Source organism: Mesorhizobium sp. EU05-FHT14A09 (genome assembly GCF_058790995.1).
On record NZ_JBYTDF010000001.1, the window covers coordinates 1404712 to 1420627 of the forward strand.

12 protein-coding genes and 1 tRNA gene are annotated in these 15916 nt (G+C 60.8%); 3 read left to right on the forward strand and 10 right to left on the reverse strand.

The features are described from left to right. Positions 1-17 precede the first annotated feature (17 nt). From AC3WTO_RS06685 to AC3WTO_RS06695, 3 genes are all read left to right on the forward strand, one after another. Entirely contained in the window at positions 18-764 is a 747-nt protein-coding gene (locus tag AC3WTO_RS06685; RefSeq protein WP_492459864.1) for an SDR family NAD(P)-dependent oxidoreductase, read from the forward strand. 220 nt (positions 765-984) lie between these two features. Beyond that, complete coding sequence (locus tag AC3WTO_RS06690; protein WP_492459865.1) at positions 985-2883, forward strand: L,D-transpeptidase family protein; 1899 nt, start codon at positions 985-987, stop codon at positions 2881-2883. A gap of 269 nt (positions 2884-3152) precedes the next feature. Next, positions 3153-5453 (forward strand): spermine/spermidine synthase domain-containing protein, encoded by a 2301-nt coding sequence (locus AC3WTO_RS06695; protein ID WP_492459866.1) that lies wholly within the window; start codon positions 3153-3155, stop codon positions 5451-5453. A gap of 238 nt (positions 5454-5691) precedes the next feature. On the opposite strand, the gene AC3WTO_RS06700 is transcribed toward AC3WTO_RS06695, so the two are convergent. From AC3WTO_RS06700 to AC3WTO_RS06745, 10 genes are all read right to left on the reverse strand, one after another. After that, positions 5692-6780: a right-handed parallel beta-helix repeat-containing protein gene (locus tag AC3WTO_RS06700; RefSeq protein WP_492459867.1), complete on the reverse strand. Its 1089-nt coding sequence runs from the start codon at positions 6778-6780 to the stop codon at positions 5692-5694. Between the two features lie 207 nt (positions 6781-6987). After that, positions 6988-7062 (reverse strand) — tRNA-Val (locus tag AC3WTO_RS06705). 111 nt (positions 7063-7173) lie between these two features. Further along, positions 7174-7854, reverse strand: a complete 681-nt coding sequence (locus AC3WTO_RS06710) for a phosphoglycolate phosphatase (protein WP_492459868.1) — start codon at positions 7852-7854, stop codon at positions 7174-7176. A 75-nt stretch (positions 7855-7929) separates the two neighbouring features. Then, entirely contained in the window at positions 7930-9735 is a 1806-nt protein-coding gene (locus tag AC3WTO_RS06715; protein WP_492459869.1) for an ABC transporter ATP-binding protein, read from the reverse strand. Next, positions 9732-10676 (reverse strand): acetamidase/formamidase family protein, encoded by a 945-nt coding sequence (locus AC3WTO_RS06720; RefSeq protein WP_492459870.1) that lies wholly within the window; start codon positions 10674-10676, stop codon positions 9732-9734. The genes AC3WTO_RS06715 and AC3WTO_RS06720 overlap by 4 nt, the downstream gene beginning before the upstream one ends. Continuing rightward, complete coding sequence (locus AC3WTO_RS06725; protein WP_492459871.1) at positions 10666-12309, reverse strand: ABC transporter substrate-binding protein; 1644 nt, start codon at positions 12307-12309, stop codon at positions 10666-10668. Before AC3WTO_RS06725 ends, AC3WTO_RS06720 begins: the two co-directional genes overlap by 11 nt. Before the next feature lie 34 nt (positions 12310-12343). Beyond that, a complete protein-coding gene (locus AC3WTO_RS06730; RefSeq protein WP_492459872.1) occupies positions 12344-13264 on the reverse strand; it encodes an ABC transporter permease in 921 nt (306 codons plus the stop codon). Next, entirely contained in the window at positions 13261-14169 is a 909-nt protein-coding gene (locus tag AC3WTO_RS06735; protein ID WP_492459873.1) for an ABC transporter permease, read from the reverse strand. The genes AC3WTO_RS06730 and AC3WTO_RS06735 overlap by 4 nt, the downstream gene beginning before the upstream one ends. Further along, positions 14147-14752 (reverse strand): ANTAR domain-containing response regulator, encoded by a 606-nt coding sequence (locus AC3WTO_RS06740; RefSeq protein ID WP_492459874.1) that lies wholly within the window; start codon positions 14750-14752, stop codon positions 14147-14149. The genes AC3WTO_RS06735 and AC3WTO_RS06740 overlap by 23 nt, the downstream gene beginning before the upstream one ends. Further along, positions 14749-15882 carry a transporter substrate-binding protein gene (locus AC3WTO_RS06745; RefSeq protein WP_492459875.1) on the reverse strand — a complete coding sequence of 378 codons (1134 nt, stop codon included), beginning with the start codon at positions 15880-15882 and terminating at the stop codon, positions 14749-14751. Before AC3WTO_RS06745 ends, AC3WTO_RS06740 begins: the two co-directional genes overlap by 4 nt. Between the last annotated feature and the right edge of the window lie 34 nt (positions 15883-15916).

The window sequence follows — 15916 nt, forward strand, 5'->3', positions numbered from 1 at the left end:
TACAGAAAGGGAAATCGATGACTTCGACGAAATTGCAAGGCAAGGCGGCCCTGGTAACCGGCGGCAGCCGAGGCATTGGCGCGGCTGTCGCGAAGCGGCTCGCCGCCGAGGGCGCTGATGTCGCCATCACTTATGTCAACGGTGCGGAAAAAGCCGAGGCGATCGTGGCGGAGATCAAGGCAAGCGGCCAGCGCGCCATCGCGATCAAGGCCGACAATCGCGATGCGGACGCCGTCGAGCGTTCGGTCAAGGAGGCCGCGAAGGCTCTTGGGCGGCTGGACATCCTGGTCAACAGTGCTGGCATCTGGCGGGCGGAACCGGTGGACAGCCTGTCACTGGCCGATTTCGACGAATCGATCGAGGTCAATCTGCGTGCGCCATTCGTTGCGTCGAAGGCTGCGGCGGCGCTGATGGGCGAGGGCGGTTCGATCATCTCCATCTCCAGCAACCTCGCCGACCGTATTACCGATCCTGGATTGACCGCGTACTCCGCGAGCAAGGCAGGTCTGGTCGGCCTGACCAAGGCGCTGGCACGCGATCTGGGCGCGCGGGGCATCACCGCGAATATCGTCAATCCAGGATCGACCAACACTGACATGAACCCTGCCGACGGACCGCACGCCGAACACCAGCGCCAGAAGATGGCGACACCACGTTTCGGTGACGCGTCGGAAATCGCCAGCCTCGTTGCCTGGCTTGCCGGACCGGAAAGCCGATTCGTCACCGGTTCCGCCTTCACCATCGACGGCGGCGCTAACACCTGAGGCAGCCTCTTTTATCGATTTTCTCTGGTTGTGGCGGTGCGGAACGTTTCCGTGCCGCCACACTGCGTTCGTGGAAGTGATCGGTTGGCACCGGTTGGCTTAACGAAGACTTAAACAAATGCGCGTGAAACGCTATCATCCTGTCACAGAACCGCCACGCGAAGGATCAGAACATCCATGGCGGAATTGGAGCCCGATGACGGGTCGGAGAGGGTGATCCATGAAGTCGTTCGTGAAGAGATCAGCATTGCTGCCGTTTGCGGCCTTGGCCGCGACGCTGCTGGGATCTCCCCACGCCAATGCCGAGGGCCTGTTCGACATGCTCTTTGGGGGTGGTGTCCGCCAGGGGGCGCCATCGATGCGCGATGGCGACTACAACGATCCCTACAACCGGCGCCCAGCCCAGCGACGCGGCGAGTTTCCACCGCCGCCCAGCGCCCGCAAAGCGGCTGCCATCGCCAAGATCACAGGCCCGACCTACAACACTTATAAGGCCGACCCGCTGGTGAGGGTTGATTTCTCGTCGCTGTCGGCAGCTCCACAGAACGCTGCCTTCGAGCCGACGCAGGCAGGCGATGCTTTCCGTGCAGCGCTGGCCGGGCTGGCCGACTACGACTTGCGTGCCGAAGCCGCGAACGCGAAGGCATTGACCGCCTACTATGCCGCCAATCCCGGTTTCATCTGGGTGACCGATTCGGCGCCGAACGAGCGGGCGCGACAGGCTATGCGCGTGCTGGGCGATGCCGCGACCTATGGGTTGGCGCCGCAGGATTACCTGGTCGACGTGCCGGCGCCAGCTTCCACCGATCCCGCGGAGCGCGCCAAGGAGATGATCCGGTTCGAGATGGCGCTGTCTGCGCGCGTACTGCGTTACATCGACGATGCGCAGGACGGCCGCATCGATCCGAACCGCATCTCAGGATATTACGATTTCCCGGCAAAGCCGCTGGACCGCGAAGCCGTGCTCAAGACGTTGGCTCGCACGCAGGAAGCGGGCACCTATCTCGAGTCGCGCCACCCGCAGAACGCAGAATACCAGGCGTTGCGCGTCGAGCTTGAGGCGCTCAAGGCGAGCGAAGAGAATGAAATCGTCGTCGACGCCAAATTGAAGCTGAAGCCGGGTGAAACCAGCCCGGAACTGCCCAAGCTGCTGTCGCTGATCGCGCGCGATCTCGATGATGACATGGGCGGCGACTACGGTGAGGTTCTGTCGCGGCTGGTCAGCAGCGAGACGTATGTCCCCGAGTTGGTGCCGGTGATCAAGGCAGCCCAGAAGAAGGCTGGCCAGAAGGACGACGGCGTCGTCGGCCCGCGCACGGTTGCCGCCCTCGCAGGCGCGTCAAAAGCCGATCGCATCGCCAAGGTTCAGTATGCGCTCGAGGAACTGCGCTGGCACCCGTCCGATCTCGGTGATCCGCGCGTCTTCATCAACCAGCCCGCCTTCAGCGCCAGTTACATCGAGGGTGGCCAGGAGAAGTTGAAGACACGAACCGTCATCGGCAAGGTCGCCAACCAGACCAGCTTCTTCTACGACGAGATCGAACAGGTCGACTACAATCCCTATTGGGGCGTGCCGCAGTCGATCCTGGTCAACGAGATGCTGCCGCGGTTGCGGCGCGATCCCGGCTATCTCGACCGTGCGGGTTATGAAGTGTCGGATGCACGGGGCAAGCGCATCCCTTCATCCTCCGTCGACTGGGGCGCATACGGCTCGAAGATCCCCTTCAACGTGCGCCAGCAGCCGAGCGAAGCCAATTCACTCGGCGAGCTGAAGATCCTGTTCCCCAACAAGCACGCCATCTACATGCACGACACGCCGCAGAAGGCATTCTTCCAGCGCGATAATCGCGCTCTGAGCCATGGTTGCGTGCGTCTGCAGGATCCTCGCGGCATGGCTGCTGCCGTGCTTGGCACCTCGGTCGACTATGTCGCCGGTAAGTTGGCCAAGGGGCATTCGTCCGAGAAGGTGACCCGCAAGATCCCGGTCTATGTCGCTTACTTCACCGCCTGGCCGGATCTATCTGGAAAGGTGGAGTTTTTTGACGACGTTTATGGCCGAGATGACCGCTTGCGCCAAGCTCTGGAAGCGGTCGCTGCCGTGCGTGGGCCGGTAAGTTAGGGAGCGCTCGACCTGAAATCAGTCCTGCCGCCGCAACTGGCTACTGGACCGCTTCTTGTTTCCTTGCGTCGCGACGCAGCACGGGTCGGCTTCTTTGGTTTGGAAACCGTCGCATAAGAGTCGGAATTTGCAGCTCTTCGTCAGGCGAGCAGGCGCGCAGTAGCCATGTTGTTCAGATCCTGCCGGTTTTGCTTCTTGCTTGAGTCTACGAGCTTGCGCTCGGACAAGTTCTCCGTAGAAGCTGACAGCTCCGGAAGGGTGGAGATTCCATGGACGACAAGACGTTGCGCCGTATTCTGGCGGTGGCATTTGCATTTTCCGGCTTCTCCGCGCTCGCATACCAGATTGCCTGGCAACGCGTGCTGACCCAGGTCATCGGGTCGGACGCGATTTCTGCGGTGCTTGTGGTTATGATTTTCATGTTCTGCCTCGGGGCAGGGGCAGAGCTGGCTCGCCGGCTGCTGGCGCGGCCCTCCATTCGGCTTGCGCCAACCTATGCTGTGATCGAGCTCGCAATTGGCGCCTACGGGATTGTGTCGATCCCGATCCTGCGAGCGGTGAATCATTGGTGGGCAACACTGGGCATTCATTCCGTGGTTCTGGATTCGGTTCTGAACCTTATGCTGCTCGTAATCCCGATTGTCGGAATGGGAATGACGACGCCGCTCATTGTTCAACTGGCAAAGCGACGTATTGAAGATCTCGGCCATGTTGTTGGCGCACTTTACGGCCTGAACATCCTCGGCGCCGGTTTCGGAGCGCTATTTACCGGACTGGTTTTGATAGAGGCACTTGGACTGCAGGGTACAACCGTTGTTGCCGCCGCAATCAATCTGGCGATTGGTGCTACTCTATTCATCCTACTGCGGAATGCCTCACCGGTTTCAAACGCCGAAAGCTCTTTTGAAACCGCCTCCACGACGTGGCGGCTGGCCGGTGCCTCGGTTGCCTTCGGGTTTGGTACCCTGGCACTGCAAATGCTGCTGTTTCGCGTTCTCGTCAACTATTTCACGATGGCAACGATCGTCTTTCCGATCCTGCTGTTCGCATATTTGCTGCTGATGGCGGTAGGGCAGGTGATTGGCGGCAGACTGGCCGATCGGTTCTCTGCTAATCTTCCAGGAGTGCTTGCCTTTCTGTTCCTTGCGGGTTCGCTTCTCCTGCTTGCGGCGCTGCGCTTTCCGCCGGCTTGGGCCGCCTCATTTGATGCCCTCTATTTCACTTCGTTCAACGGTTCGCTCGTCAAGACGGACTATCCGCAGCTGGTGACAGATCCCGATCCGCTGGTCATTGCGTTCTTCGGCGGTGCAATGATGCTTTCGGTTGTTGCATGGTCTGCACTGTTTCCCGTGATGCTTCGAGTTGTAACCGAACGCATAGAAAATGCCGGCAGATCGTTTGCACGGCTCTATACTCTTTATACCGTGGGAAACGTACTGGGTACGGTCGCCGTCGGTCTGTATCTTCTCGCCGAGATTGGCACTGGGCCGAGTGCCATGGTTACGATCGTAGTTGTGGCTGTCGGCACGTTTTTGGCGCAGACGCGCGCCAAGCGATTTCCCCTTGTTGCCACGATCGTTGGTTTGGCTAGCGCAGTGTTGATCCCGCTGAATTACTACAAGCAGTTCCACTTGGGCGATTATGCCGTGTCGAATGTTTATGAGGGCCGCACAGGTGTAGTTACCACCGTGCCAACCAAGACGTTCTATGAGATCGTCGACATGAATCGGACTGCGTCCGCATCAGCCATCGTTCGTAATCCAGAAGAACCTAAAAGCAAGTACGAGGCATGGCGCTGGAACCATAGCGAACTAATGGCGCTGGACCCTAGCTTTCGACCCAGGAACGTCCTGATCATCGGTGTCGGCCACGCATATCTTATTGACGCTTTGCTCGACCTCCCATCGATCGAGAAGATTGTCGTCGTCGACATTTCTGCAGAGGTGATAAATGCTGTTCGCGACAAGACTGCGACCTCTACCAAGCGCATCTTTTCCGACCAGCGTGTCGAAATCGTTGTCGCTGATGGACGGCGCTACGTTCAGCAGGCACTTGCAGAAGGACGTCGGTTCGATCTGATCCAGACCAAGATCAATGAACCCTGGCATGCTGGCGCCGGCAATCTGTTCACAACGGAATTCATGAAGATGGAGCGTGATTTGCTCGCACCCGGCGGCTATCTCGGCGTGCGCCCACTCGCCGGGCATGTCCGAGACGGGCTGCAGGTCTTCGACGCAGCGGTCTACCCGGGTTACTATCACGTCTTTTTCAAAAATGGTTCGTTGCCGCCCTTGAACGAAGCAGTGGTCGACAGGGAAATTGCCGGTGCTTGGTTCAAGGAGTTGCCCGGTCACGATGAAGCGACTAGGCGAGCCAACTCCCTTGATGTCTGGGTATTTCATCGCGGGGATCTCGACGCATTCGACGGAAATACCGATGACCGGCCACTCTTTGAGTACTTCTGGTGGCGGCAACTGATTGGTCGATGGGTTTCACCGAGAGTGTCGCTGGATGATCCTCAATTTGAGAAACACAAGGTCATCATTCCTGTGCGGCAGGTGCAAGATTAGGCCCAGGTGCATGGCTATTCTCCAACGTGCATGAGGCCCTCTTGCTGTCTGCACGCTGAACTGCGTGCTGTGCCAGGGCTGCAGAAATCATGCGGGCGTGTGGTTGGTGACACCCTACAGTCGGAGTTCGTTCTGCGAAGGTATGGCCATCCGCAGCTTAGGTGGTTGGACAGATGTACAAACACGCCCACCTCCCATCTCTTGGAGGCGGGCTGGCTGCAACGAGATGCAAACTTTCTTACTGTGGTGCCTGTGTACCGGTAGGCGTTCCGTTCGCGGTGATGTTGGTGTTGATGTTGTTGGTCTGGTAGGAGATCAACTGACCACCACTGGCGGCATTGACGCCAGTATCATTGCCACCGATCACGTTGTTTCCGATCATGATCACGGACTGCGCGCCATTCGATTGAACGCCGATCGATCCGTTGTTGCTGATGACATTGTTACTCAGCATGACGTTCACGACAGTTGTATTCGTTATGCCGACGACGCCTTGGAAGGTGCTGCCGGAGATTGCGCTACGCGCAACTTCGACACGCCTCGCGCCGGTGCCGGTGGTGCCGTCGACGCGAAGTCCCTGCGTATTGTTTAGCAACTGTACGTTATCGAGAACGACCTTCGCGATCGCAGCAGCTGTGGGCCTGATGTTCACCCCGCCGCCGCCGCTCGCAGTTCCGTTCGATGAAATCACCGAATTGATGATGGAAAGCTGTGCGTTGGCCGCAGCTGAGAAATCGACACCGGCTATGGTAAAACTTTTGATTGTACAGTCTTCGACAGTCAAAGCGGCGCCGTTGAGAAACCTCACCCCGCTAATACCTGAACCGAGGCCTTCAATCGAAAGGCCTCGCAGGGTGATAATGGAATCCGCGGCACCGTTGATGATTATTCCGTTCGTGCCTGCGACTAGAACACCTCCAACAACGCCGATGCATTCCAGTGTGATCGATTTGGTAATGGTAACACCGCCAAACCCTGCAGAATCTAGGCAGTTGATGACACCGGCTGTGGCAGTCTTGGAGATTGCGCCTGCAAACGTCTTGCAGGGTGCCGTGCGACTACAAGGATTTGCGTCGTCACCGACTCCCGAAACCCAAGTGCGTGTTGCTTGCGCTTGAGCACCTGAAACGAAGAAAAGCGAAGCTGCTGCCAGTGCGACCACTGACAGCCAAAGCTGTAGAGTTTTCATGATAACCCCCAGTGTGAAAGTAATGGAAACTTCCGCATTACCCGCCGCCCAGTCAGCATACAACAATGCCGGGTATCGGAGCAACGTAGGGGTGTAGTGAAACAAAACACCCGCCACCTCGTTGGCAACGGCGATCATCTCCTTGGAGGCGCAGAGGATCAACGGGGCCGAGATTTGTGGTTTAGAACAGGCCCCACAGCCACGAACATTGTTCCAAGATTTTCCTCGGATCGTCGTGCCGTGTTCTACCCACACTGTCCAGAGTTACCGAATGGGTTTGCGCCACCAGTAAAATGCGGACACCAAGTTATTCAACAAAATCAGCTTGATAGAAGGTAAGCGGAATGGTGGGCGATGTAGGGATTGAACCTACGACCCCACCCGTGTGAAGGGTGTGCTCTCCCGCTGAGCTAATCGCCCGCTCCATGCCCGAAGGCCAAGCGCGCCGCGATATAAGGTGGGTGATAGCTGGAAGTCAACAGCCCCCGACGCGCTTCCGTGCCAGGAATTGCGGATACGGCAAAAGATTATTCAGTGTGCCGCCAGGATCAGTTTTTCGACGAGGGCAGGGGTCAGTTCGTCGAAATGCGAGATGACCACGGAGGGCTCGAATTCACTGACGTGGCGGTCGGTGTAACCGAAATCCACAGCCACCACCGGAATGCCGGCAGCCTTGGCCGTGTCGATGTCGGTCTGCGAATCGCCGACCATGACCGCGCGTTCCGGATCGCCGCCCGCCAGGGCGATGGTTTCGAGCAGATGGCGCGGATCCGGCTTGCGGAAGGCGAAGGTGTCCTGGCCCGCGATCGCCGCGAAGTGCTGGTTCAACCCGAGCGCTTCGATCAAGGCCTTTGAGTTCGCTTCATATTTGTTGGTGCAGACGGCAAGCACATAGCCCGCTTCCTCCAGCCTGCCGATCGCGTCGACGACGCCCGGATAGGGCAAAGACTTGCCGGGAATGTTCTGCGTGTAGTGGGTCATGAACAGGCCGAGCAGGCGGTCGAGCTCTTCGGTCGTCAGAGCCTTGCGCTGCGCGGCATAGGCGCGTTCGATCATGACGCGTCCACCCTGGCCGACGAAACGCTTGAAGCCGACATAGTCGACGCTGTCCAGCGCACCGTCGACCAGACTGTGGTTCAGGCTGTCGAGCAGGTCCGGCGCTGTGTCGACAAGCGTTCCGTCAAGGTCGAATACGATAATGGGGCGCGTCATGATCCGGTCCGTGATTGTGGGTCGCTGCAGGCGATAGCCGCTCGCTCGCTCCGATACAAGCAGTGGGACCGCTATCTAATGCGCCGCAACGAAGTGACCGCCACCAACGTCCTGCAGCGAGAGTTTCGCCGGAGGGTCACCCACGCGACGAACCGGGCTTGCGATCTCGCTGTCCAACCTGGCGAAACGTGTCCGCCGACGAGCGGGATCCGGCACCGGAACCGCCTCGATCAGTCGCTTCGTGTATGGATGGCGCGGGTTGGCGAAGATCTGGTCGCGCGTGCCCATCTCGACGATCTGGCCGAGATACATCACCGCCACCTTGTCGGAGATGTTCTCGACCACTGCCATGTCGTGCGAAATGAAAAGATAGGCGACGCCAAACTCGGCCTGCAATTCCTTGAGCAGCTTCAGCACGCGCGCCTGCACCGAAACGTCGAGCGCCGAAACGCTCTCGTCGGCAATGATCAGCTTGGGCCGTAGCGCCAAGGCGCGTGCGATGCAGATGCGCTGGCGCTGGCCGCCCGAGAATTCGTGCGGATAACGCTCCATCTGGTCGGCGGTCAGCCCGACGCACTCGAACAGGGCCGCAACGCGGTCAATCCGCTCCTTTTGGGTGCCGATGCCGTGGATGAGCAGCGGTTCGGCCACCAGGTCGCCGACACGCATGCGCGGGTCGAGCGACGCATACGGATCCTGGAAGATCATCTGGATATCGCGGCGTACCGCCTTGCGTTCGTCGCGCCCGAGGCCGGCGAGATTGCACCCACCAATGGCGATGTCACCGCTGTAGGGCAGCAGGCCCGCCAGCGCCTTTGCGGTTGTGGATTTGCCGCAGCCGGATTCGCCCACCAAAGACAACGTTTCGTTGGGAGCGATCGAAAAATTGATCCCTTCGACGGCATGCACGCGACGCGTGACCCGGCCGAAGAAACCGCCATGCAGGTCGAACCGCACATGGAGATCGCGAACTTCGGCGACGGTGGCTGGTTTTACCGGCTCCACCGGTTTGTGCGGCGTTGCAGCAAGTCCAGCACCCATCCTGGGGACAGCGGCGAGCAATTCGCGCGTGTAGTCGACCTGTGGGCGCTCGAAAATGTCAGCGATGGTTCCTTCTTCGACCATGCGGCCGTTGCGCATGATGATGACCCGGTCGGCCATTTCGGCAACGACGCCCATGTCGTGCGTGATCAGGATAACGGCGGTGCCTTGCTCGCGCTGCAGATCGCGCAGCAATTCCAGCACTTCGCCCTGCACCGTGACATCAAGCGCGGTGGTCGGTTCATCGGCAATCAGCACGTCCGGTTTCAAGGCGAGCGCCATGGCGATCATGACTCGCTGGCGCATGCCGCCGGAAAGCTCGTGTGGGAACTGCTTCAGCCGGCTCTCTGCTTCCGGAATGCGGACTGCCTTCAGGGCTTCGATGGCCCGGGTGCGCGCGGCGCTACCGCTCAGGCTGGTATGGGCTTCGATCGCTTCGACGAGCTGGCGTCCGATCGACAGCACCGGATTGAGCGATGTCATCGGCTCCTGGAAAATCATCGCGACACGATTGCCGCGAATGGTCTGCATGCGCCTCTCGCTCAAGGTGACGAGATCGAGTTCGCCAAGCCGGATCGAACCGGCCGAAACCCGCGCCTGCGGTTGCGGCAGCAGGCCCATGACGGCCAGCGAGGTCATCGACTTGCCGGAACCGGATTCGCCGGCAATGCACAGCGTTTCGCCGCGGGTGAGCATGAAGGAGAGGTCGGATACCACCGCCCGCTCGCCTTCGTCGCCACGCACGGACACCGTAAGGCCGGAGACGGTGAGCACCGGCTTGTTTTCCGCATCAGGCGCAGCGGCCGCCGCGCCTGATCTTATGCCGCCTGCTGCGATCATTCGAACACGCAGCGCGGGAAATAGAACGACACTACCCAGTTCGGCATGTCGACGATTTCGCTGATCCTGAGATCGCCGCAGACCGAAACCAGCATATAGGCGTCGACCGGGTCCATCTGATAGCGGGCGGCGAGCAGGTCGACCATCTGGGCGACGGCTTCCTTGGCGCCTGTCATCAGGTCCGGTCCGATGCCGGTTGTTACCTCATACCCCTTGGCGTCGAGATGGCGCGTCACGGGTCCCGGTGTGGTGAAGCGAGGCGTCTTCAACCGGGCATCCTTGACCAGGTCGAGCGTGAGCACGACGTCCATCGGGCTCTCGATCGCAGTGCCGCAGACTTCGCCATCGCCTTGCGCGGCATGCGTGTCCCCGACCGAGAACAGCGCGCCCGCCACTTCCACCGGAAGATAGAGCGTAGTTCCGGCAGCAAGGTCACGGATGTCGAGATTACCGCCGACGCGACGCGGCGGCACCACCGAATGCAGCCCTTTTTCCGCCGGCGCATTGCCGATGGTGCCTGCGAAGGGTTTCAGCGGCACACGGCCGTTCTTGCCGAACAGCGCCGGTTCCAGCGAGCTGGCGTCGTATTTCCAGATGGCCAGCGCCGGCTCCTTGAAGTCGTCGGCGAGCAGGCCGAAGCCCGGAATGTTCGCCGTCCAGCCGAAGCCGGACGGTTTGAACTGCTCGATGGTGATCTTGAGCGCGTCGCCCGGCTCGGCGCCTTCGACATAGATTGGTCCAGTGACCGGATTGATCTTGCCGAAGTCGAGCTTGGCGATGTCTGCGACCGTGCTGTCGGGCTGCAACTGGCCACCAGACGAATCCAGGCAGTTGAATTCGACGGTCGAGCCTGGTTTCACCCGCTCGGCCGGGACGAAGGAATTGTCCCAGCCGAAATGATGATGGCGCCCGTGGATCGTGTAGTTGCAGTTATTGCACATCGTTCACGTACACATAGTCGTAGTTGATCGGGATATGGACCGGATCGACATAGAGCTTGTCGTCGCCAGCCATGCGCGGCGATCGCATGGTGAAACGCTGCTCATTGAAGACCGGGGCCCAAGGTGCGTCTTCCATGACCTTGGCATAGACCTCGCCCCACAGCTTGTAGCGCTCTTCAGCCTTGGCCGGATCGACGATGGAATCCGCCTTCGCCGCCTTGGCATCGAGGTTCTTGTTGCAGTACCAGGCCCAGTTCCATCCGCCCTGGACTGCGCCACCGCAACCAAGGATCGGCCCATAGAAGTTGGACGGATCCGGGAAGTCGGCAATCCAGGCCATGCCGCCGGACCAGATCATCGGTGCACCGGCCTTGTCGCCGCCGGCGGCGATCACATTGGCCTGTGCCAGCGACTGGATCGACGCCTTGACGCCGATTGCCGCCAGGTCCTGCTGGATCGCCTGGGCGATGCGTGGGTTAGGGTCGGTGTTCATGACAAAGAGCTGTGTTTCGAAACCGTCCGGGTGGCCGGCCTCGCCAAGCAATGCCTTCGCCTTCTCGACATCATACTTATAGCCGGCAAAATTCTTGTCGTAGCCGGGCATCGACGGCGGCAGCGGCTGGTTGGCCGGCACCGCGCGGTTGTTGATGATCTTGACGATGCGCTCCTTGTTGATGGCCATATTGACGGCCTGGCGCACCTTCACATTGTCGAACGGCGCCATGGTGGTGTTCATGGTGATGTAGCCGGTCTGGAGCTGGCCGCCCTCGACCACGCGCGCCTTCTGGGCAGGATCGGCCATCACCTCCTGAAATTTGGCCGGCGGAATGCCGTCACCCGGCACGTCGACTTCGCCCTTCTGCAGGCGCAGCAGTGCCACGATCGGCTCCTGGCCGATCTCGAAGGTGATCTTGTCGAGATAGGGAAGACCCTTGTTCCAGTAGTCGGCGTTGCGCTCGAACACGAGGCGCTGGCCGAGCGTCCATTCGGCGAGCTTGTAGGCGCCGGTGCCGACCGGATGCTTGCCGAAGTCGGCCCCGTATTTCTCGACTTCTTCCTTCGGCACGACGTGGCTGAAGTTGATCGCCATCACATGCAGGAAGGTGGCGTCGGGCCGCGACAGTTCGATCTTGACGGTCGCGGGGTCGACGACAGTGACGCCGGCAAGGCTTTCCGCCTTGCCGCCTGCGACATCTTCATATCCCTTGATCGAGGCGAAGAAGCCGGCACCGGGGCTCTGGGTTTTCGGATTGGTCACGCGATCGAGCGAATATTTCACGTCGTCGGCCGTCATCTCACGACCATTGTGGAATTTCACGCCCTTGCGCAACTTGAAGGTGAACGTCGTGCCGTCCGGGGAGATCTCATAGCTCTCAGCGAGCTCCGGCCGCAGGTTGGTCGTGCCGGGTTCATAATCCATCAGGCCGTCGAACAGGCTCTTGATCATCGACCAGTTCTGCCAGTCGTAGCCGATCGCCGGGTCGAGCGTGGCGACGTCGTCCTTGTAGGTGATGGTGATGGCGCCGCCCTGCTTGGCATTCGGGTCGAGCTTTTCTTCAGCCGAAGCGGGCGCGAGGCCCAGCATCAGCGCCAGCGCCGAGGCGGCTACGGTTGAGGCCAGAAATTTCTTCATGTGCTGTTCCCTTCTGTTGTTGTGGTTGCTGTTGTCAGCGCAGCTTGATGCGCGGATCGATGAACGGGGCGACGATATCGGCGAGCAGGTTGCCGAGCACGATGGCGCAGGCTGAAACCAGTGTCACACCCATGATGATCGGGATGTCGACACGCTGGATCGCCTGCCAGGCGAGCTGGCCGATGCCGGGCCAGCCGAACACGCTTTCCACCACCACGATGCCGCTCATGAACAGGCCGATATCGATGCCGATCATGGCGACGACGGGCAGGATGGCATTGGGCAAGGCATGGCGAAACAGGATGGCGCCGCGTGCCAGCCCCTTGGCGCGGGCGGTGCGGATGTAATCCTGGCGCAACACGTCGATCATCGACGAGCGCATCATGCGCGAATACCAGCCTGCGCCCAGGATACCCAATGTAAGCGAGGGCAGAACCGCATGCCGCCAGGTGCCGTAACCGCCGATCGGGAACCAGCCAAGCTGTACCGCGAAGACATAAAGCAGCAGCAGGCCGACCACGAACTGCGGTGCCGAAACACCGATGAAAGAACCCACCATCAGCGTCTGGTCGGTGGCGGTGCCACGTTTGACGGCGGCGATCAGTCCCATCGTCAGGCCAATCACGAGTTCGCAGAGGATCGCCCCCACCATCAGGAGGAGGCTCGCCGGCAGGCGCGAAACGATCAGCTCGGTGACTTCGGAACGCTGGATATAGGAGCGGCCGAGGTCGCCCGAGAGCAGGTTTGTGAGATAGCGCCAGTACTGCACGACAAAAGGCTGATCGAGACCGAGCTGCTGGCGAATGCTCTCCACCGTCTGCGGCGTGGCGCTACGGCCGGCGATCTGGCGCACCGGGTCGGCCGGCAGCAGATAGAGCAGGGCGAAGGTGATGATCGACACGCCGAGCAGGATCAACGCTGCCTGTATCAGGCGGCGGGTAAGATAGGCGATCATGCTCGGCCTCTCTGCGTCGGGTCGAGAATGTCGCGCAGTGCATCGCCGACCAGGTTGAAGGCAAGCGCCAGGGCGAGGATTGCTGCACCGGGGAAAAAGACCAGCCAGGGCGCCGCCTGGAAGTAGGTCTGGTTCTCGAAGATGATGTTGCCCCAGGAGGCTGTGGGCGGCTGCACGCCGATGCCGAGATAGGACAGTGTCGCCTCCAGCAACACTGTTGTCGAAATGCCGAGCGTGCCCCAGACGATGATCGTCGGCAGCAGGTGCGGCAGGATGTGGCGGAACAGAATGCGCGGCGTGCCGGCGCCGATGGTGCGCTCGGCATCGATGAATTCACGCTCGGCCAGAGAACTGGTCTCCGTGAACACGACACGCGCGGTCTGCACCCAGTTCACCAGAGCGATGACCATCGCGACGATCCACAGGCTCGGCTGGAACACCGCAGCCAGGCAGATGGCAAGCAGCAGTGCCGGAAAAGCCATCATCAGGTCGGTGAACCGCATCAGCGCACCACCGATCCAGCCACGGAAGTAGCCGGCAGTGACGCCCACCAGCGTGCCGATGAGCAGGGCGGCACCATTGGCGACGACGCCGATGATGAGCGAGGTGCGTGCACCGTAGAGGATGCGGGTCAGGAGATCGCGCCCCAGCAGATCCGTACCCAGCCAGAACGCCGCGTTCGGCGGCAGCGGTGCGCCTTCCAGCGTCAATCCGTCAAACAGTTGCTCGTTGGGGTCATAGGCCGTCAGCCATGGCGCGAAGATCGCACCGAGAACGGTGACGGCGATTATGACGAGCCCGATGACGGCGAGGGGACGTTTCAGCAGTCGGCCGAGCACGCCCGGCCGACGTTTCGCTGGCAGGCGCGCTGCGATCGGGGCATCAGGCGCGATGGGATTGGTCAATGCCGCCCTCCTTTTCGGTCATGGCGACAACCCGGCGGGCAGCCTCTTCGAGGTTCACCTGCCATGTCATGGCAAGCGAGCGCAGCTGCGCATAGGCGCGTTCGTCGTCGACACCCTGGCTGGACAGGGCTGCGACTGCGCGCACGATCGTCTGGCGTTCGGCAACGCGTGCCTGCAGCGTCGCGATCTCATCGGCCAGTTGCCGCCGTGCGGCAAAGCTCTGGCGAGCGATCAGCAACGCCGAATAGACGCCAGAATTGCCGACCGGCTTCAGGAGTTGGGCGTCTGCATTGTGCGACAACGCCCATTCGATGCGGCCGGGTGCCTCGGAGCCGATCAGCGCGATGATCGGCATCGGCGCCTCACCCGGAGGCCAGGGGAATTGTTCGTCGAAGCCGAGGTCGACATCGAAGAAGACGAAATCCGCGCCAAGTGCCTCGGGCGGTAGTTCCGGCCAGCAGTCGGCGACGGAAAGGCCGATTGCGGAAAGCTGGCGCATGATGGCCGTGAGATTGGCATGCGGGCGATGCAGCACAAACGCCTTGGCGCCGCCGAGGATCGGGATGCGGGCGGCGCGCTTCATGACACCACCTTCAGCTTGCGGCGACCAAATACCTTGGCGCGGTCGTAACGCGAGAGATAAGGGTCTGGCTCGACAGCCCTGGTAATGCTGACTTTTTCGAAACCACCACCAGCGATGCGGCCAATCTCGACAGGTAATGTCGCGTGCTGGGTCTGCGGGTCGATGCGGATCGTCCCGAACGGCGTGTTGAAGCTGTTGCCGGCAAAGGCGGCAGACAGGTCGCTCAGCCTCGCATCGGCATTGACGGCCAGAATTGAGGCGAGGATCTTTACCGAAGCGTAGGCCGAGGCCTGGAACGAAGAGGGGCGCATGGCGCTGCTCTCGGGCTGGCCGACGAGCCAGACCTCCTTGATCGAGGTATCATGGAAGTAAGGGCCGGCGGACAGGTGACCGTCACCGGCAGGGCCGATCGCCGGCAGCTCGCATTCGGTCAGGTTGCACGAGATGATTGGGCAGTGTTGCGGCGTAAAGTGATCGTCCAGTCGCGACAGCTCGGCATAGGCCTGGAAGAAGGCGTAGGAAGAGGGACCGATCAGGTTGTTGAGGATGAAATTCGGGCGCGTCGCGCGAATCTCATCGATAAGCCGCGATACGTCGCTTTCCCCGAGTGGCAGGTAGCGTTCGCCCAGCACACGGCCGCCGGCGTCGGCTATCAGATCGCGCGCGACACGATTGGTTTCCCATCCCCAGATGTAGTTGGATCCGGTCAGAAAGCCGTTGGCTCCATAGAGCGGTATGACGTGACCAAGCAGCGGTACGAGGTGCTGGTTGGGGCAGGCGTGCATGTAGACGATATGCTCGTTCGCCTCGAATCCTTCATAGGGGCAGGCATACCAGAGCGTGCCGCCGGCTTTTTCGAGGGCCGGAATGATCTCCTTGCGGCTCCAGGAGGTGACGCCGCCGATGATGTGACGGGCACTGGAGTTGCGTAGTATGTCTTCGGCCAGCGTCGCATAGCGGTCGGCATTGCCTTCCGGATCACGCTCGACGGGGATGAATTCGATCGGGGAGAAGGGGTCGGCGTTGACGGCGGCGATCCCCTGCATGGCGCCGCGATGGCAGGACTCCGAGACGAGGCGGTAATTCCCGGAACGGGAATACAGAATGCCGATCTCGACGCGGCGTTTCACCAGCAATGTCCCCCCAAAACGAAAATGCCCCGCA